General features: G+C 49.1%; 16 protein-coding genes and 1 pseudogene. 8 read left to right on the top strand and 9 right to left on the bottom strand.

Annotation, left to right across the window (positions count from 1 at the left end; genetic code table 11):
* Positions 1 to 18: 18 nt before the first annotated feature.
* On the bottom strand, positions 19 to 342 hold the full coding sequence (locus Dvar_RS09235; protein WP_419661394.1) for a hypothetical protein: 324 nt from the start codon (positions 340 to 342) through the stop codon (positions 19 to 21).
* A 285-nt stretch (positions 343 to 627) separates the two neighbouring features.
* The gene (locus Dvar_RS09230) at positions 628 to 1,812 is read right to left on the bottom strand and encodes a fibronectin type III domain-containing protein (RefSeq protein WP_419661393.1); all 1,185 of its coding nucleotides are present in this window, start codon (positions 1,810 to 1,812) and stop codon (positions 628 to 630) included.
* Positions 1,813 to 2,672: 860 nt separating this feature from the next.
* Between Dvar_RS09230 and Dvar_RS09225 the strand changes: the two genes are divergently transcribed.
* Positions 2,673 to 3,134 carry a (2Fe-2S)-binding protein gene (locus Dvar_RS09225; RefSeq protein ID WP_419661392.1) on the top strand — a complete coding sequence of 154 codons (462 nt, stop codon included), beginning with the start codon at positions 2,673 to 2,675 and terminating at the stop codon, positions 3,132 to 3,134.
* Between the two features lie 3 nt (positions 3,135 to 3,137).
* A complete protein-coding gene (locus Dvar_RS09220; RefSeq protein WP_419661391.1) occupies positions 3,138 to 5,279 on the top strand; it encodes a molybdopterin cofactor-binding domain-containing protein in 2,142 nt (713 codons plus the stop codon).
* A 254-nt stretch (positions 5,280 to 5,533) separates the two neighbouring features.
* On the opposite strand, the gene nhaD is transcribed toward Dvar_RS09220, so the two are convergent.
* The 7 genes from nhaD to Dvar_RS09185 form a co-directional block, all read right to left on the bottom strand.
* Complete coding sequence (nhaD, locus tag Dvar_RS09215) at positions 5,534 to 7,384, bottom strand: sodium:proton antiporter NhaD (protein ID WP_419661390.1); 1,851 nt, start codon at positions 7,382 to 7,384, stop codon at positions 5,534 to 5,536.
* Positions 7,385 to 7,386: 2 nt separating this feature from the next.
* Complete coding sequence (locus Dvar_RS09210; protein ID WP_419661389.1) at positions 7,387 to 8,118, bottom strand: AAA family ATPase; 732 nt, start codon at positions 8,116 to 8,118, stop codon at positions 7,387 to 7,389.
* A 468-nt stretch (positions 8,119 to 8,586) separates the two neighbouring features.
* Positions 8,587 to 9,969, bottom strand: a complete 1,383-nt coding sequence (locus Dvar_RS09205) for an NAD(P)H-dependent oxidoreductase (RefSeq protein ID WP_419661388.1) — start codon at positions 9,967 to 9,969, stop codon at positions 8,587 to 8,589.
* Between the two features lie 270 nt (positions 9,970 to 10,239).
* Positions 10,240 to 11,133, bottom strand: a complete 894-nt coding sequence (locus Dvar_RS09200) for an alpha/beta hydrolase (protein ID WP_419661387.1) — start codon at positions 11,131 to 11,133, stop codon at positions 10,240 to 10,242.
* A 26-nt stretch (positions 11,134 to 11,159) separates the two neighbouring features.
* Positions 11,160 to 11,687, bottom strand: a complete 528-nt coding sequence (locus Dvar_RS09195) for a L,D-transpeptidase family protein (RefSeq protein ID WP_419661386.1) — start codon at positions 11,685 to 11,687, stop codon at positions 11,160 to 11,162.
* Between the two features lie 29 nt (positions 11,688 to 11,716).
* Positions 11,717 to 12,217 carry an alpha/beta hydrolase gene (locus Dvar_RS09190; RefSeq protein WP_419661385.1) on the bottom strand — a complete coding sequence of 167 codons (501 nt, stop codon included), beginning with the start codon at positions 12,215 to 12,217 and terminating at the stop codon, positions 11,717 to 11,719.
* Entirely contained in the window at positions 12,217 to 12,750 is a 534-nt protein-coding gene (locus Dvar_RS09185; RefSeq protein WP_419661384.1) for a hypothetical protein, read from the bottom strand. The genes Dvar_RS09190 and Dvar_RS09185 overlap by 1 nt, the downstream gene beginning before the upstream one ends.
* A 396-nt stretch (positions 12,751 to 13,146) precedes the next feature.
* Here Dvar_RS09185 and Dvar_RS09180 point away from each other — a divergent pair, with 396 nt between their 5' ends.
* The 6 genes and pseudogenes from Dvar_RS09180 to Dvar_RS09155 form a co-directional block, all read left to right on the top strand.
* Positions 13,147 to 13,479, top strand: a complete 333-nt coding sequence (locus Dvar_RS09180; RefSeq protein WP_419661383.1) for a hypothetical protein — start codon at positions 13,147 to 13,149, stop codon at positions 13,477 to 13,479.
* The gene (locus Dvar_RS09175) at positions 13,472 to 14,320 is read left to right on the top strand and encodes a DUF3108 domain-containing protein (protein WP_419661382.1); all 849 of its coding nucleotides are present in this window, start codon (positions 13,472 to 13,474) and stop codon (positions 14,318 to 14,320) included. Before Dvar_RS09180 ends, Dvar_RS09175 begins: the two co-directional genes overlap by 8 nt.
* A gap of 34 nt (positions 14,321 to 14,354) precedes the next feature.
* Positions 14,355 to 14,789: a PaaI family thioesterase gene (locus Dvar_RS09170; protein ID WP_419661381.1), complete on the top strand. Its 435-nt coding sequence runs from the start codon at positions 14,355 to 14,357 to the stop codon at positions 14,787 to 14,789.
* Between the two features lie 120 nt (positions 14,790 to 14,909).
* On the top strand, positions 14,910 to 15,647 hold the full coding sequence (locus Dvar_RS09165; RefSeq protein ID WP_419661380.1) for an esterase/lipase family protein: 738 nt from the start codon (positions 14,910 to 14,912) through the stop codon (positions 15,645 to 15,647).
* A 68-nt stretch (positions 15,648 to 15,715) separates the two neighbouring features.
* Positions 15,716 to 16,669 carry a hypothetical protein gene (locus Dvar_RS09160; protein WP_419661379.1) on the top strand — a complete coding sequence of 318 codons (954 nt, stop codon included), beginning with the start codon at positions 15,716 to 15,718 and terminating at the stop codon, positions 16,667 to 16,669.
* Between the two features lie 336 nt (positions 16,670 to 17,005).
* Positions 17,006 to 17,730 (top strand): annotated as a pseudogene (locus tag Dvar_RS09155) (transposase); the annotation flags it as partial.
* Positions 17,731 to 18,200: the final 470 nt, after the last annotated feature.

Raw genomic sequence — 18,200 nt, 5'->3', positions numbered from 1 at the left:
CGGTGAAGCGCAGATTGATCAGCGTCTGTTCTGAATGTAGGCCATGACTTTGCTGACCGGCAGCGCGTCACTGGAAGGGCCGTTACGAATGTAGAAGTCTTCCGATTTCGCCGTCTTCAGGCAAGCCGGTTCGCTGGAACGGCTGCACGAAACGACGCCGATCTGCCGACCGTCGACCCTGACGAGGCTGAGGCTCAGATATTTATACAACTCGGCCCCGATGTGTTGATTGATAAGGTTCTTGAAATGCAGCCGGCATTTGTCATCAGCGGATAGCAGCAGTAATACCAGCAAAAGGTCCCTGGTGAATTGTCGCCGTTTGATTCGGGAAATGTGTATCATGGTAATGCTCTTTTGGGAGGTCGGTAAAAATTAAAACACGCGTATGGGACAAGCCTATTGCGCCTTGCGCAACACAAAACAATGGCCGTACCTCATTGTCTGGGGTAACATAGCCCGCAGCCTTTTGCCAGTCGCTCGTGTTAGCGGTCATCGTCCCGTCACCAGCGATTGCAGACGATCATTGTATAGGGTACAGGCCTATATTATAGGATAGGTATCCATTGGTATGTCAACCTGAATGGCTCCCCTCGCCTGCCGTTGCCATCATTCATAAGCGTACACCGCTTACCGCCCATAAACCACTGTATAGTTACTGCGGTTTTCATCGGACGCGCCTGGACCGTAATTACCACCTAAATCGACACACTGTCCGGATTTGAACATTTTACGGTAGACCTTCAGATAGGGTTGCGTAGTCAGGGACGTATCAATTTCATAGTTTGAGCGGCGTTCCCACCCATCCAACCAGTCTGGGATTGCTGAGGAACGGCTGTCAAAGAGCACATAAACCCACCAGTTAACCGGATTGGTGAAACGGATGTAGCCGCTGGCAGTGCGATTGAATCTCTCGTCATTGGGCGTTTGAATCAACATGCGTCCGATCATCCAGTCCGGCACCCCGCCGGTGATGCAATAATTTCGGTCGGTATATACATATTCCCCGACGGCCATTGAGGCTTCGTCAAACACGCTATCCAGCTCACAGTTGGCCGTTGTTCCGCCAACGTCATCGCTGTAAAAAACAATATAATTACTGACCGTATAGCCGACAAACCCTTCCGCTTTGTTGGCGCCAAGATTGACAACGTCCCCGTCTGCGTATTGTCGACAATATATTTTAAGAGATGCCTGAGTAGACAAGGATGTTTCGATAATGTCACCGGTGTCGATAAAACCGCTCAACCAATTGGGGACCTGTGTTGCCCGACTGTCGTAGGCCACGTAAACCGTGCCGTCGTATGGCATGGCAAAGGTCAGGTAATCACTGGCATCGGTGCGATTCTGGTCGTCATTGGGCGTAATGATCAATTCCATGTCATCATAGAAAGAAGGCACATGGGTCAGCTGATAATGCCTGTCCGTATAGTACTCGACACCACTGGTAAGTGTGGTTTCGGCGAACCTTGAGTCTAAAACGCCGCCGTCGACTGTGTAGTGACATTCATTTGAATTGCTGCTTGTCAGGCTGCCATCAAAGGCTCTGACCACGAAATAGTAGTCGGTCTGATCTTCGAGATCGTCGATTGTACAGGTGGTGGCGGTGCCTTTCCAGGCGGGCTGGCTGTAATTGTAAGACTGCCCATGTTTTCGTACGAACAGCTGGTATCCATCGATGGAGCCATCAACGGTATCCCAGGCAAGGGTCACCCTGAACGCGATGGCAGCGGATGTGGTAAAGAAGATTATTAAAAGGGGAAAAAGAATAGAAACGATACGAATGGTTTGACAAAGCCCTTGCTTTTTCTTCATAAGCAATTCCAATTTTCCTTTTTTGATTTTTTAATCGGTTAGATAAAGGTACAGGATCAAAACCATCAGTGCATTTCGCTCTTTTCTGCAATTGGTTTGCCAGATTAATAAAATCCATTTCCCTTTGGCATTAACATATTGTTTTGTTGAGTGTTTATTCATAGGCCAATGTACACTTTACGGATTTAGCCGGGCGAGCGATCAAGCGGGAGAAATTTGAAATGATACGGCAGGCAAGTTGGAATTGATTTTGACAAGTTATTTTTTTTCGGCCTTAAACAGGCGAATGCGGCCCTTGATCAGCGCCCCTGACGTTTTCTACCGGAATGTACCTTTTCAGGAAACGCATGTTTACCTATATAACTAATATTATGATTTAAAATTTATAACCAAGGCACCGGCATCAGACAGATGAGTTATTTATGGATGGGCATTATCTGGCGTTATCAGAAAAACATTTCAAAATTGAGCTTTACGACAACTGATTTTACTCCTATAATAGGATTTTCTCATAATCGCGGGTCGATATCATCGGTAATGATAGAAATTGAAGTGTCAATTTTCTGACAGAGTCATCCGATTGTCTCTGAGCAAAATAGCGTTATTCTCCTTTCTAAAGCAATCAACAAACCGAACCTTCTGAAACCTAAACTGCGCGATTGTCGAGTTTGCCGCATATACATTGAGCCCAATTCACAGTTTACCACCGTGGCCCGCAGGGAGTGCTAAGACGTAGGCACTACGCCAAGAAAAGTGCAATGAGCGGTTTTCATGTGACGTGAAATCATGAAGACCGGTGAGCATCGTTAACCGGTATACATTTTTATTCGTGAGCGGGGAAACCAAATCAAGGAGGCGCCATGTTTACTTTAATTGTAAATGGAAAGAAAAGGCAGGTCGATGTGGAACCGGACACGCCGTTGTTATGGGTTCTGCGAGACAACCTGGGCATTACCAGCGTGAAGTACACCTGCGGTATTGCCGAATGCGGCATGTGTACCGTGCTTATCGACGGTGAAGCCAGGCGCAGCTGTGTGGTCAATGTGGAAGACGTACAGGAAAGTGAGATCACAACCATTGAAGGCTTGCCTGACAATCATCCGGTGAAGGTCGCCTGGATCGAAAAACAGGTGCCCCAGTGCGGATACTGCCAACCCGGTATCATGCTTCAAACGGTTGATTTCCTCTCCCGTTCGCCTCATCCGACCGAGGAGCAGATCAATGCAGAGATGGACAATGTCATCTGCCGATGCGGCTCGCATCCAAGAATTAAACAGGCCATCAGGCTGGCTGCTGAAATGATTGCCAAACAGGGAGGCTAAACCATGACTACACAGATGACGCGAAGAGCGTTTTTAGCAAATGGCAGTCTGGTCATTGCGGCAACACTCATTTCGAGACAAATCAACTTGTTCAATGCCTCTCCGGCAATGGCTGCGCCGTCCCCGTTCACCCCCCACGCATTTTTGGAAATTGCGACCGATGAGACCATCACGGTCTGGGTGGGCCAGACCAATCTCGGCCAGGGCACCCACACCGGTATTCCCATGATTATCGCCGATGAGCTGGATGCGGCCTGGGAAAAGGTGCAGGTAAAAATGGCGCTGGCCGCAGAACCGTTTAAAAGCCCTGTCTGGCATATGCAGGTCACCGGAGGCAGCAGCAGTATTCGTCATCGATGGGACATGCTCCGAAAGGTCGGTGCAGCCGCCCGGCAGATGCTTGTTGAAGCCGCTGCAGAGAAATGGAAGATTTCTGCAAATCAATGTGTCGCCAAAGATAGCCGTGTCATTCACCCCGACGGGCGCAGCCTCAGCTATGGGAATCTGGCCGAAGCTGCCGCACAGCAGCCGGTCCCCCCTGATCCAGTGCTGAAAAAGCCGGAAGACTACCGCATCATCGGCACCCAAAGAAAGCGCCTGGACATTCCGGACAAAGTGATGGGCAAAACCGTTTACGGCATTGATTTTTCCATGCCCGGTATGTGCATCGCCCTGGTGGCCCGTCCACCGTATTATGGTGCAACCCCTTTATCTCATGATTCAAAAGCGGCCATGGCCGTCAAAGGCGTGATCGACGTGGTGCCGCTTGAGAACAGGATCGCGGTCTGTGCAGAAACGACCTGGGCGGCCATGAAGGGCCGCAGGGCACTTGCCATCAATTGGTCTCAAGGCTCCCATTCAGATCTGAATGACGATACCGTTGACAAGGTGTTTAAGGCACAGCTCGAGAAGTCGGGGGCTGTGGCCGGAAACAGCGGTGATGTAGAAAAGGCATTTGCCCAATCCGCCCGGACCATCGAACAATCCTATAAATTGCCCTATATTTCCCACGCCCAGGTGGAACCGATCAACTGCACTGCCCATGTGGAAAAACAGCGCTGCCGCATATGGGTGCCGACCCAGGGGCAGACCGCGACACAGCTCACGGCGTCCAAACTGACCGGACTGCCCATTGACAAGGTGGAGGTCATGACCCTGCCGGCCGGCGGTGGTTTCGGTCTGCGCGGGGAACAGGATGCGGTTGTGGATTCGGTGTTGCTGTCCCAAAAACTGAACCGGCCGGTCAAAGTGATATGGACCCGCGAAGATGATTTTGCAAATGACCGCTTCCGTCCGGCCAATCAGTGTAAAATAAAGGCCGGCCTGGATAAAAACGGTCGGTTGATTGCCTGGTCACATAAGGTTGCCGCCCCATCGGTCATGTCCCGGGTCATGCCTCAGGCTGTGAAAAACGGCATCGACCCGGATGCGGTTGCAGGCATCCGGGATATGCCCTATTCTCTCCCGAATTTTTTTGTGAATTATGTGATGGTGAACCTGCCCATAACCGTAGGATGGTGGCGGTCCGTGGGATATTCCGTCAATGTGTTTGCCGTGGAATCCTTTATCGATGAACTGGCCCATGCCGCCGGACAGGATCCGGTTCAGTTCCGCCTGGATCATATGCAAAAACACTCCAGGCCCTATAATGTTCTGTCGCTTGCGGCTGAAAAGGGCGACTGGAGCAGTCCTGTCCCCGAAGGTAGAGCAAGAGGGGTTGCCGTAACCTCATGTTTTGAATCTTTTGCCGCTCACATGGCAGAGGTATCGGTAGAAAAAAATGGGGCAATTACCGTGCATAAGATCTTCTGCGCTCTGGACTGCGGAACAGCCGTGTATCCGGATGCGATCCAGGCTCAGGCCGAGGGCGGTGTGATCATGGGATTGAGTACGGCATTTTATGAAAAGATCCGTTTTTCAAACGGCGGCGTAAAAACGGCCAACTATGACGATTACCCGGTTCTGACCATGTCTGAAGTGCCCGACATAGAAGTGTATGTTGTGAAAAACAACCTTAAGGCCGGAGGAATTGGTGAGCCTGTTTTCCCATCGGTCGCCCCTGCGGTGGCCAACGCAATATTCAGGGCGTCGGGCGTCCGGTTGAGGGAACTTCCCTTCAGGAGAGAATTACTGACTCGAGGATGAAGGATATGAAGAAAGCCTGAAATAGTACGATTCGTAAAGACTGTCGAGGATTGAATGCGGCAGGTAGAATCTTCTGAGGGCAGCTATTTGTGTCAGGGCATGGCGGCTCTTGGCGCCTGTTTGAGAAGTCTGGATCAGGCCCGATAACAAGGCGGAAAGTGGCTCAAAAGCGGAGCATATATGTAATATGTGAGCATTTTGAGACAATTTCCAACGCCGTTAGCGGGCCTTAGCCGGATTTATCAAACAGGCGCTTAGAAAAGGGCTGCGTTGATCGCCACATGGCACATAATGCTCAGACCATACCCCAGCGCGATAATCGGTGCCCATTTCAAGTGGGCCCCGAAGGTATAGGTGCCGCGTGCAGATCCCATCAGGGCCACCCCTGCAGCCGATCCGATGGACAACAGGCTACCACCGGTACCCGCCGTTAGCGTGGCGAGCAGCCATTGCCCAAGCGGCATGGAGGGATCCATGGTCAACACGGCAAACATGACGGGGATGTTGTCCACGATTGCGGACAAAAACCCCACGAGAATGTTTGCCGTCGTTGCGCCCATGCCCTGGTACATGCTCTGGGAAAGCATCGCCAGATATCCGAACTGGGACAGTCCTCCCACACAGAGGATGACCCCGTAAAAGAAAAGCAATGTGTCCCACTCGGCCTGGGCGATACGCTGCATCAAATCGAAATGTTGTCTGCGTTGCACCTGGGATGTCAGGTCCTGGATCACTTCGATGACGCCGGTTATATTCCCATCCTTGTCTTTGACTGGAACAGCGGCCATGGACAGCATTTTGCCGCCCCCGGGCAAATTGTCATAATGACCTACCGTTTCATAGCCATCCGAAGCAAAATCGATACGGTGCTGCTGACCATTGTAGTATTTTCCGATCTCTTTTTCCGGAAATTGTTCCAGAACCAAATCCGCCAATAAAAACCGTTCCTTGCTGTAAACCGGCTTCCAGTGGTCTCGCGTCCCGACCATCTCTTTGCTGGAGACACCGGTCAACGTTTCCATCCCCTTACTCCAATGGGTTACGATATGATCATTGTCCAGGGCGAACACCGCCTCGTCTAGGTCGTTGATAAAGTCGATTTTTTTCTTTTTTCGATTGAAAAGACTCTGGAGGGGTCGGTCCTGGCTGGACACACGCGACATCAAAATGCTGTCATATCGCTCTGATCGACCTTCGTACCGCTTGAGCCAATAGGAAAAGATCCCGAGATACCCGAGGCCCAACATCATACCGGCGGCCGGTGGCAGGTGAAGGAAATTATGAAAAGAGACGGCCGTGCAGATGGTAAGCAGAAAAAGCGCCATGAGGGTGATGGAACCGACTTTCATCCGAACGACTTCATCGGATACTTCCGGTTGCGCCTTGCCGATGGCTAAATTCATAAAAAACGCTGGAACCAACCAATTGACGACCGAAGGGATCAGAATTAAAAAAAACTGACCGAATGCGACCTTGCCTTTTTGCCATACCATCAGCGTGGTAATATCGCCGAACGGAGAAAATGCCCCGCCGGCATTGGCGGCAACCACGATATTGATGCATGCCAGGGCAATGAACTTTTTATTGTCACCGCCCACGGCCATCACCACGGCTCCCATCAAAAGGGCGGTGGTCAGGTTGTCGGCAACTGGAGAGATAAAAAATGCCAACAAGCCGGTAATCCAAAAGATGGCGCGCAAGGAAAATCCCTTGTTGACCAGGTAACAGCGCAGCGACTGAAAGACATTTCGTTCTTCCAGCGCATTAATGTAGGTCATGGCGACCAGCAAAAATAGAAATAGTTCGGCATACTCCAGCAGACTGTGCTGAACGGCCTCGTGGGCCGTGTGCGTATCACCCATTTTGGCATATGTGACGGCCACAAGCACCCAGATCAGACCCGCTGCCAGAATGACCGGTTTACTTTTGCGTAAATGGATCTTGTTTTCCAGCGGCACCATGGCATAGCCGAGCACAAACAAACCAATGGCTGCATACCCAAAAAACGTGTGCGTTAAATCCACCGAATCGGAAACCGCGTGGCCCGTGTTTGCCAACACCACTTGGGGAATCAAAATGAAAAGTAGCAGTAGTAATTTTCTCATTTTTATTGCTGCTTTCTAAGAATGTACGATTCTGATTTCTCAAAGGCGTGGTTTACTTGCGCACCAATGATGGTGCCGATGATGGTTTCCACGGTGGAATCGATATCGAGACGACTGGTGTTAACCGTCAGATCGTAGTGCAGCGGATCTTCGATATCAGCGTGGAAGTTATTTCTTACGAATTCCCTTCGTTTCGCGGCCCTGTTGGCAATGCGTTTCTTGGCTTCTGCATAAGAAACATTGAAGCCATAGGCCACATTTTTAATTCGTGTCTCCAAAGGAGCGGTTACACGAATAGCGAACCGTTTCTCCTTGGGAAGGATGAAATTCACACCACGGCCGACAACAACGGTATTGCCAATCTGCCCCAGGATGGAAACGTATTCTTTCAGATAACATAGATATTGACTGTGATGGACATGTTTGGTGCTGAACATCGAGAAAAGGAAATCCCCGAGTCCTTTGGTTCTGTATTTTTCAGCAATCTCCAGCCCTTGGGAATTGACGTTATTACAAATAGCCATGGGTTGGAGAATTTCTTTGTCGACATAGGTCAACTCCAGTCGTTCTGCTAAACGTTTGGCGATGCTGTGCCCGCCACTTCCGGGTTGCATGCTAACGGTGATCACCGGGATGTCCATTTTTGCAGTTCGACGGGCCGTTCCCATTTCATTGGAAAGTTTTTTTGTGTGGCTGTCCAAAAACTCTTCCACGTTGAGGTTGTAAGTCTCCATGCCATTCTCCTTTCATATCTATTTGTCATTAGCAAATCTGCGTAACATACTAATTTTACATTAAAAAAATATGTCATACCATAAAAAAGGTTTGACAGTATGCCCATTGAATACCGTTGTCAATAAAAATAATTTAGCATTTCGACAAAAAAGTAAGATTTACTACTTGCCGTCGTGTTGACCTATTTATATTGTCTTTTGTGAGAATGACCGTTTCATCAAAAGCAATAGGATTGAACAAGGTTCAGCACAGCTATAACCAGTTATGAAATATATAAATTCATATGATTCAGCGATGTCTTTTGGGAAGATCAGCAAGAAAATAACTGATAAATAAAATAGAGGGGAAGTTATAAGAAAATATTAAAAATCGAAAAATAAGTAGCATTCATTAAATGTTGCCGTTCATTATTGGCGGATCTGGGGGATACTGTCCGGTAAAAATCAAATACCGTTAGCGCATCTTTATCATTCTCTGTCCACTACTTTTTGTAGCGGTTTGATCATCTCCTGCTTCATCCGCTTGGTATAAATTTCTTTGCGCACGGGCGGTATTCGGCTTAAAAGCATCAGGATTAAATTCCCGAGTCGTGACATGTATTTTTTTTGGGGAAAATCGTAAAATCCGTTTTTTTTATAGTATTTGTGGTCCGCCTGAAATGGAAACCGTAAGCGACCGAAGATATCGTCTCTGAAAATCTTCTTGCCCCCCAGGCCAAGAAAACTGACGGGTTTTCTATATCCTTCGCTGGAAAAACGGACCAGCCGTTCAGCCAGATTCTGCAAAAGGGCATCGATCTGGGCCGATTCACCGCATTCATCGGTGATGAAATCCACGATTCCGGCCTGCTGTACCTCAATAAAGGCCTCCAGTGCCTGCCGAAGGTTGGGCACCTGGCTCAACGGGCCTGAGATGATGAATCCGATCTGCTTACCCATTAACAATGGCCGATGGTTATTGAAAAAACTCCTGTCGAAAAACAGCTTCCACCGTGATGACAAATACCGATCCTTGATCGATCCAGCAAAAATGAGTATGTCGGCGGTCTTAACTTTTGTGTTAAAAAGCTTAATGTAGTCGTCCTTGTCACCATACGCGCAGCGATTATCGTATGCGCACTGGAGACAGCCCAAACACCCGCCCTTAATATCATATGCATGAATGTCAATCACATCGACATTACCGGAAAAGGCACGCGCAAAGCGCTGAGTCATGCGCCCCAGATTCGTTTCCTGATCGATTGCGTCCGTCAGAATGGACACTTTTTTATTGCCGGGATCAACCCTTTTTTGAACATCATGTGGAATATACGCGAACGCACCAGGGGTCATCGGGCGAAAAGTCTTCGATGTCGGCGCGCGTTTATCGATGGCATCAAAAAAATGCTCGGCAAAAAGGATCAACCGCTTTCTTTCTTTTTCAGTCAGAAGGTCATACATGTCGGCAGAAAACCCGCCAACGTATTGCATGCCAAGATCATCACAAATGGCATTGACGTAATTGTGGGCAACATGGTCATAAAAGTGAATCGACGTGCTCAAAGAAGCCGAGTATTTATCCTGGAATGCAGCGTAGACTTCTCTTTCCCAGATAAGCTCGATAAATCGTTTATAATTGGAATCCACCAAGAAGAAATACACGGGAAAGGCCCACAGTACACCATCGGCAGACCGGATCGCATCGACAATGTCCCGAAAAGCATCCTCACTTTTCTCAATCGTCCTGATTCGCTGCGAAATGTTCAGGATTTTAAGTTCGTGCTGAGGATTTTTTTTCTGAACATAGTTTACGTATTGCATGGTAACGCTCAGGTTACCCTTGGGACTTCCGTTCAAGACGATGATTTTCAATTCAGCTATCTCCGTTCATGATTGCGCTGTTATCCCCAATGTTGCACCATTGGGGTTCTTTTTATCGGGGAATCAAATCCAGACCGTGTCATCATGTTTGTGCCATACAAACTCGCCTTGCAATTTGACAACCTTGAAATGATAGTCGTTCATCTGGGCAATGATTTTTGGTTTCCAATGCTCAGAAAACTTGGAAAATTTATCATTAAAATTGATCGCTTCAAATTTCATGGTATTCCCAATCGTATTTAACACATACGTTTGATAAATTTACGCCTGTTCATTTTCCGTATCGTCCAAAACGCCGGCCGATGGGTTTTGCCGACGCAATACAAAGTCTTTGATAATTTTCAAAGCACGGTCGCAGTCAATATCCGTCCAACCGTTAAACCCGTGAGGCATATCCGGAAACCACGCGATCTCGATCGCACCGCCTGTCGCACGGTAGGCGTCAACGAATCGATGCACGGAATCAAGCGGCACGTTGCTATCCGCCGTGCCCTGGACAATCAGCATTGGTGGCCGGTCGAGCGGTTCTCCACGCTCGAGAACGAGCAACGGATTCCCTTCCTGCATGGCCGCTTGATTCAAAAAATAGGCGTCAGTCGCCTCAACCAGAAACTCACGTTTATTCTCTTTAGCAAACCCGTACCGCCCATACGGATCCAATACCGGCCACAGGGCGATCAGATAGGAAAGGCGTGCATCCGTTTTCTTTTCTTCTGAAAAATTCATGGCGCCGTAACGGGCATCATTGGGACGCATGGCGCTGAGCATCAAAGAATGTCCGCCGCTGGATGCACCAAGGCCGCCAATGCCGTCAGCGACGGCATTAAAGTCAGCGGCATGGGCTTTCAGCCATCTCGTAGCATAATTCACATCAGCCACCTGGGATGGATAGGGATAAGTGGTCGCTTTGCGACATTCGATGGCCACAACGACCATACCGCTGGCAGCCAGATACAGGTCAATCATCTCGTTATCCATGCGGCCGCCAACGTTCCAGGCTCCCCCGTGGACATCGAGCAGCGCTGGAAAAGGTCCTTTGCTTTGCGGCATATAAATGCGGGCAGGCCAGGAACCATCGTTGTCCTGCCGGTAGGCCACCTCAAGGATCCGAACAAAATTGCCGCTTTTCGGTTCACGGACAATCGTTTCCGACATAATCAATATCCTCTCAATCCAAACGGTTAAGGGTGAATCTCAATGGGCGTACCATCGTCAACTGCCACCCAGAGAATATCCATATCTTTGTTTTCTAACGCGATGCATCCATTGGTCCAATCCTGGTCCTTGTATTTATCAGGGTTGGTTTTTGCTTCGGGCGGATATCCGTGAATCATGATCATCCCCCCCGGGTCAACCCCTTGGGCAGCCGACTCCTTTTTATCCACGGAGCTTGGATAGGAAATGTGCAGGGATTTGTAAAAACGGCTGTTGGGGTTTCGCCAATCGATTATATATCGACCTTCAGGCGTACGCCAATCCCCTTCCTCCAATTTATCCCCTTCCGGTGCGCCGCCCAATGCAATGTGAAAACGATACAAAACACGATTCCCACGCATCAATATGAGAATCCGCGCTTCTTTTTTCACAACCACCCGGTCCGCTTTTAAAACAGACGGATGGGCATCGTCCAGTGCGGATGACGATCCCTGAGCCCAGGTATTGGGTGCAACAAGGATTAACATCAATGCGATGATGAATTGGTTCAACATACCCAAACAAAGCGCTTCAAATATTGGTATTATTGGTTGGACGATTTGTTGCGTGCCAGCCTTTCTGCTACCTGAGGATACGCATCGGGAAATTCCCATACAAGACCTTCCGGCTTCAGGGTCAATCCCCGACATTTGGGATCAGCACCGGATTTTAAGGCCAGAAGCAAATCCGTACTCACCCACGGGCTCTTGATGAAATAGCCGTGGCCGTTGCCCGATGCGGCATCCTCGGCAGCGGCCACATCGATGAGCCAGGTGTTCTCCATGATGGAGAACGAGCGCAAGTCCTCAGGCTTTAGTCCCAGTTCACCGGGTGCGCCGAGTCGAGGCCAACCGAGAAAGCGCAGCGCCCAGTAAAGCGCCGTATCATTGGTATTGGTGTAAATGGTGATCCTGTCGGCGATATCTTCGAATCGGTCACGATAACGGGCGGCAAACAGCATCAGATCGATATCCGGTGCCGCAAAAATCACCTGCCCGATTTTTAATTTGTCTTTCAGTTGACTCACTGAGAATCCGAAGCCCATCAATCGCAATTCATGCAGCGCCTGGCTGACAATACGTGCCCCCGCACTGTAACAGCGGTGATGAAGTCATCTGTGGCACGCTTTGCCCCGCGCATGGAATCTTCCAGCAGTTCCGCTGCGTCACCCAAGGTGCTGAGTTCCCTGATACGTTCGATCTGAAGCGGCACCTCCCGTGAGCGGTCTTTTTTAAAACTAACACGTTCCACATCCGACCATGTCATCCTGTCATCGCCGAAGCGGACGCGGGCACGGCCCAGAGACAACGACATGCTGCGGTCATTGCCATAAAAGACCGGATACAGGAAATGGGTGTCCGACGGCTGGCGGTCTGTGGCATAGAAAACATCCACCACCGGCGGCGATATATCCGCCGGGAGCTGACCATAGGGTTTGGCCAAACCGTCCCTGAAAATCAACGGTGTCGACATCAGCACCGCTTTTTGCAGTTCCACCGGCCGATTGTATAGAAATAAACCGCCAATGATAAAAAGCAGTACCGCAGGAATCCAGATTTTTTTCGAAGTAAATTTCATATGGTAATAGGCGCCATAGAAAACAAGAAACCGGGAACTTCTTGTCGCCCTTTTTAAGCAAGGGGTTCCAACATACAACATCGATCCCGATTCCGATGGCGATAGCGATTCCGATAAACCTGAGTTACATGCGATTGCCCTGGTCGGTCCATAAACCTACTTGAGGTATTCAATCGGTTCCAGTATGCTGTGTGTGGTTTTGATGTTTTTGCCCTGCATGATTATAAATGGCTTCAATTAACGCGTTCACTATAATTTCGCGAATAGGCGTCTGCCTCGCTGCGATGGGTCTTTTTCTAACCTTCGCATCGCTATCAATGGCCGACTTTGATCCAGATCCCGGCACTCAGGGAGACGATATCCCCCTGGTTTCGGATGAATATGAACGCAAAGTCGATGCGACCCATCAGAAAACATCCGAGTGGCTGCTCTCGGCTGCCCATTGGTTGGATTCTTTTTTTTGGCGATGACCGTTCTATTCTCGAGGAGAATACCACACGTGTCAAGTTGCGGCTGGCGTATGGCTATTCACGATTCGATGGCTTCGACTTCAGCCCCCGGGTAAGCCTGCAACTGAAGCTGCCCAGGTTGTCGAAGAAAGCATTGCTGATTATCGGCATTTCCGATGATGACTTTGGCGACCCCAATCTGGGAATCGTTTTGCGTCTGGAGGCTGATTTTGGTTTCATCAACGATATCGATGTTTTCAAGGCGGTGTTCGGTGAATAATGATGGCCTGTGCCGCTCGGGAATGGTCTCTTCCACCAGGCTTTACCCGGCCTTGATAATAATCCTGACTATTCTGGCCACCTGCCTGCCCGGCCTTGCAGCCGAGCATCCGGAACACAATGAACAATTGGCGGATGAGACAGGGGTGGAATTTCAGCCTCGGCTGGGGGAATATCATTATGAGATCCGATGGGCGAAAAAGCGAGTGGCAACCGGAATCATCGCCATCCGCGAGGAAGGCGATCATTATGTACTCACGGCAGACCAGCGAACCACACCATTCATTGATCGCATCTACCGTGTGCGTTATCGGGGAGAAACACGAATCGATGCCGCGGCCATGGCACCGGTTGAGTCCGTCATCGACGAGGAAGTCAAACGCCGCAAAAAGACCCAGGAGGCCAAATACGACGAGGCCTCCGGTTCGGTCACGGTAAAGGAAACCCGAACCAGGGGAAAGCATGCCCAAGATGAGGTTAAAAACTACGAGATCCATTCCGATAAAGGCATTGTGGATGTCTTCTCGGCCATTTTTCTGGCCCGCAGCTTTGATTGGCGCACCGGTGAGCAACACGGGTTTTTCGTGTTTATCGGTGAGAAACAATATTCGGTCACCATGGCTTGCATCGGCGTAAGTGCACTGGTAGTTGAAGACCAGCGAATGCCCGTGTGGGTGATTCAGCCGGAGGTCCGCAAGATCGGCGACGACAAACCGTCATCCGCGTCACAAAGGACCCGTATCTTTATCGCCGCGGATGAATCCAAGGACATCCTCAAGATTAAAACCAGAGTCGGGATTGGCACCGTGACGCTGCGGCTGGTGAAATACATGGAAAAATGATTTTTTTTATACTGAACGATCTGATGGGAGAGTGATGACGACTGCGGACCATTTTACAAAACTTGAGAACATGATGTATTCAGCCCCATTCATGCAATGGAATGGCGCACGGGTTTCCATTTCAAAAGGAGGGGCCCGGCTGACCATGACCGTTCGCAGGGATTTCCACCATGGCGCCGGGGCCATGCACGGTGCCATGTATTTTCTGGCATTGGACAACGCGGCCTTCTTTGCAGTCAATTCTCTGGTTGAAGATGTGTTTGTTCTGACCACCAGCTTTACGACCTATATTGCCCGCCCTGTCTCTGAAGGTGTGGTCACAGCGATGGGCAAAGTGGTGAACCGGAACAACACCCAGTTCATCGCCGAATCGGTTTTGTACGATGACAATCACAGGGAAATCGCCAGAGCCAACGGAATCTTTGTCAGAAGCAAGATGTCTTTGACGGAAGAAATCGGGTATCGATAAAAAAAGGTGCAAATGCATTGATCATCAGTGCGTTATCGACAATGCATGGTGCCGCTGTTTTTCTTAAAAACGATGAACGTCTATCAAATTATACGAAAAATGGTATGCTTGATATTGGGGATGGGGCTTATTCCAGCATGTACCCCTAATCCTCTTCTGGCCAACGGCTCGGCCCCCACACCAAGACCCGAATGCGTTATCCTGCTACACGGATTAGGCCGCACCGCTGACTCCATGGAAGACCTGGCCGAGGCGCTGGAGACGGCCGGATACGGCACGGTCAACCTGGATTATCCCTCCCGTGACGAGCCCATTGAAACGCTGGCCATGACCACCATCCCCTCCGGGATCAGTCTATGCCAGGCAAAGGGGGCCGAGAAAATCCATTTTGTCACCCACTCCATGGGCGGGATCCTGCTGCGCTACTACATTAGCCGACAGCCCTTGGATAATCTCGGGCGGGTGGTCATGCTCAGCCCCCCGAACCAGGGCAGTGAAATCGCCGATGCCCTGAAAGACAACTCCCTTTACCAGTGGTACAACGGCCCGGCTGGCCAACAGTTGGGCACCGCGCCGGACGGGTTTGTGGCCGGCCTGGGACCGGTCGACTACCCGGTGGGAATCATCACCGGCAACGCGCATGCCGCGTTCGATGTTTGGTTTGCCAGTGAAATTCCGGGGGACGACGACGGCAAGGTGTCTGTCGAGCGGGCCAAGGTGGAGGGCATGACTGACTTTCTGGTGCTGCCCTATTCTCATCCCTTCATCATGCAAAAGAAAGCCGTTGCCGAGCAGGTCATTCATTTTCTGCGTCACGGGGTGTTTAACCACGCCGCTGCTGCGCAAGATGAAAAATAGAAAAGGCGGGGTTCAGTTTTACAAAATGAGTTGACCCTTTCACCGTGCGATGGCAGGAGGTGTTAATCATGTATTTTTCCAAGCCTATACGTCAGCATTTGATCTATAAAAGCGCCTTGAAAATGCGACGAGGACGGATAAGGGCTGAAAATTTAGCGGTTATCGATCGCATGATTGAAATATTTGGAAACAAAATTCCCTATCTGGAGAGCTATCGTGACAAATTGGTTCCGTTGGTTCACCGGACAGGTCGTTATTTGGACAAGCTGATCGATTTGATTCCCGGGCCCGTGGTGCTTGATCCGGATCAATGGGATCGCGACCCCGTCATCAATTCTATCTGTGAATCGGGAAAACAGACGAGTGAATTGCTCACGGATAGTAAGCTTTTAACACAATTTTTTCAGGATTCATCCGCCGATGTTGCCTTTGCATTGCTCACCGCAGAAAAAAAAGAAAAGACTGTTTTCGTATCTGAAAAATTCGGAGAGATTTTCCGGCGAGACGTTTTAAAAAAGGCCATCTTTTTTAAAAGGCATCAAGTGTCCGCACCCAGCAGCGTTTTGACGGAAACGCGCGCGCAAGTTCGATATCAATTGTTTGCCGATCTGTTTGCCATGGTTGCTGAAAAGATATCAGACCTCAAAGAATTTAAGGCGCGGCTTGAGATGCAACTTGATGAAGCGGTGGCCAAAATGGCGCTGTATGCCGATGGAAGTGATAAGAAAAAAGAATTTGATGCGTTGCATAAAACAATTGAAGGAAAAATCAAATCGATAGAGACGTTGCTGAAGTCTCCAAAGGATTATGTGGCTCATCTGCATGATTTGCTTCAGAAACCAAAACTTCAGCTCTCAGCCAAACCTGTTTCGTTTAAGCTGAACAAAATGGGAATCGAGTTGAAAGGTTCTTCTACGGAAAGGGCCAACGAATTCTCGCTGGCAGAGTTCGAACTCAGCAGCGGAAAAAAGTGGGTGGCAACATGGATTCGCGTGGACAGATCATTCTTCAAACCCTTTTAAATATTGCGATAAACTGGATTCTGTTAACTCGTTGGGGATTGGGCGTGAGCAAACAGTACAGGAAACAGAAAACCTGTCATTAAAAATGATATCATTTATTATTACGGCAAGTCCAGTTGAGTCGTTTAGCGGTCGGCTGGAGCGGATTGTTCAATTTTTAAATAGGCTATCCCATCCGTTGACAGTAATATTTTGTTTTTTTGTAAATGCAACTCCTTCAAGAAAATTTATTGGAAATGGTATCAGTATTAGGGGCTGTTTCTAAAAAAAGCCTTAACATTTTTACTCAGTTATGCTGGTATGCCCAGCATGAGAAGACATGAGATATCAGATGAGAAATGGAAAATTATAGGCCCTTTGCTGGTTCGTGAAAAAAAGGATCCGCGTGGCAGACCGCCTAAAGACGACCGATTAATGTTTAACGGAATTCTTTGGATCATGAAAACAGGAGCTCCTTGGCGCGATTTGCCTGAATCGTTCGGCCCATGGCAGACCGTTTACAAACGGTTTGCCATGTGGGCCAAATTGGCCATTTGGGATGACATCCTCTTGGTGGTATCGAAGGATGCCGACTTAGAATCGATCATGATCGACGCTTCTTATGTAAAGGTCCACCAGCATGGGACCGGCGCAAAAGGGGGCACTTCAATCAGGACATCGGCCGAAGCGCGGGTGGCCTGACAACTAAAGTCCATGCTTTGGTAGACGCATTGGGCAATCCTTTGCGTATTGGTTTGACCGGTGGAAACGTTCACGACATTGTTCCAGCTCCGGATTTGGTTTCCAGCCAATCGGCTGATAACCTTCTCGGGGATAAAGCCTATGACGCAGATCAGTTCATTGCTCAGGTGCAATCTCAGGGAATAAAGATTGTAATCCCGCCCAAACGCAACAGACAAGAAATGCGGGATTACGACCGCCATATTTACAAAGAGCGGCATCTGGTGGAATGCTTTTTTGCCAAGATTAAACAATGCCGTCGTGTTGCCACTCGTTATGAAAAATTGGCCCTAACATTTAAAGCCGTTGTCATGATAGCTGCTTGCTTGGTTTGGTTAGATTGATTTTTTTAGAAACAGCCCCTAAATTGGAATATTTTTTTTCGATCCCTGTTATTCGATTCACTTCTCCATCCAACAAGCCATTATTTGAATTTTCTATCGACCTTTCAGCCGGCATTTTTTTAAATTCTACTTCAGTGTTAATTCGCTTATATGCCTCCTTAAGAACTCGTGCCGATATGTCAGCTATCGGATCAAAAGATTGGCCGAAGATTAATGTATTACCTGCGTATGAATGCGTTGATGATACCTAAACTGGGCGATTCAAATTTTGGGATTCATGAAAATGGGCAAGCTTGGTAATACGATAGGCCATTATTACCTCCCAAAATTTGAACCCCTGACGGGGTTGCCGATCTCACCGCATCTCTGTCGTTAGATGTCTTCCCGCATAGGCGACTATAGCGGAAAGACATCTGCCTTGTATATGCGGCAAGCTCGACAATCGCCCAGTTTAGGTGATAATAAAA

Origin of the sequence: Desulfosarcina variabilis str. Montpellier (assembly GCF_048565275.1) — a bacterium.
In the GTDB taxonomy this organism is placed as follows: Bacteria; Desulfobacterota; Desulfobacteria; order Desulfobacterales; family Desulfosarcinaceae; genus Desulfosarcina; species Desulfosarcina variabilis.
Note: the sequence above shows the minus strand (reverse complement) of the source record. Positions and strands in the feature narration are given on the sequence as shown.

Bases quoted from the DNA above. Each gene is read 5' to 3' on its own strand.
- Dvar_RS09160 (WP_419661379.1), top strand. From the start codon at position 15,716: ATGTATTTTTCCAAGCCTATACGTCAGCATTTGATCTATAAAAGCGCC.
- Dvar_RS09200 (WP_419661387.1), bottom strand. From the start codon at position 11,133: ATGTCGGAAACGATTGTCCGTGAACCGAAAAGCGGCAATTTTGTTCGG.
- Dvar_RS09235 (WP_419661394.1), bottom strand. From the start codon at position 342: ATGATACACATTTCCCGAATCAAACGGCGACAATTCACCAGGGACCTT.
- Dvar_RS09165 (WP_419661380.1), top strand. From the start codon at position 14,910: ATGGGGCTTATTCCAGCATGTACCCCTAATCCTCTTCTGGCCAACGGC.
- Dvar_RS09170 (WP_419661381.1), top strand. From the start codon at position 14,355: ATGACGACTGCGGACCATTTTACAAAACTTGAGAACATGATGTATTCA.
- Dvar_RS09225 (WP_419661392.1), top strand. From the start codon at position 2,673: ATGTTTACTTTAATTGTAAATGGAAAGAAAAGGCAGGTCGATGTGGAA.
- Dvar_RS09210 (WP_419661389.1), bottom strand. From the start codon at position 8,118: ATGGAGACTTACAACCTCAACGTGGAAGAGTTTTTGGACAGCCACACA.
- Dvar_RS09185 (WP_419661384.1), bottom strand. From the start codon at position 12,750: ATGAAATTTACTTCGAAAAAAATCTGGATTCCTGCGGTACTGCTTTTT.
- nhaD (WP_419661390.1), bottom strand. From the start codon at position 7,384: ATGAGAAAATTACTACTGCTACTTTTCATTTTGATTCCCCAAGTGGTG.
- Dvar_RS09195 (WP_419661386.1), bottom strand. From the start codon at position 11,687: ATGTTGAACCAATTCATCATCGCATTGATGTTAATCCTTGTTGCACCC.
- Dvar_RS09190 (WP_419661385.1), bottom strand. From the start codon at position 12,217: ATGGGCTTCGGATTCTCAGTGAGTCAACTGAAAGACAAATTAAAAATC.
- Dvar_RS09220 (WP_419661391.1), top strand. From the start codon at position 3,138: ATGACTACACAGATGACGCGAAGAGCGTTTTTAGCAAATGGCAGTCTG.
- Dvar_RS09230 (WP_419661393.1), bottom strand. From the start codon at position 1,812: ATGAAGAAAAAGCAAGGGCTTTGTCAAACCATTCGTATCGTTTCTATT.
- Dvar_RS09180 (WP_419661383.1), top strand. From the start codon at position 13,147: ATGCGACCCATCAGAAAACATCCGAGTGGCTGCTCTCGGCTGCCCATT.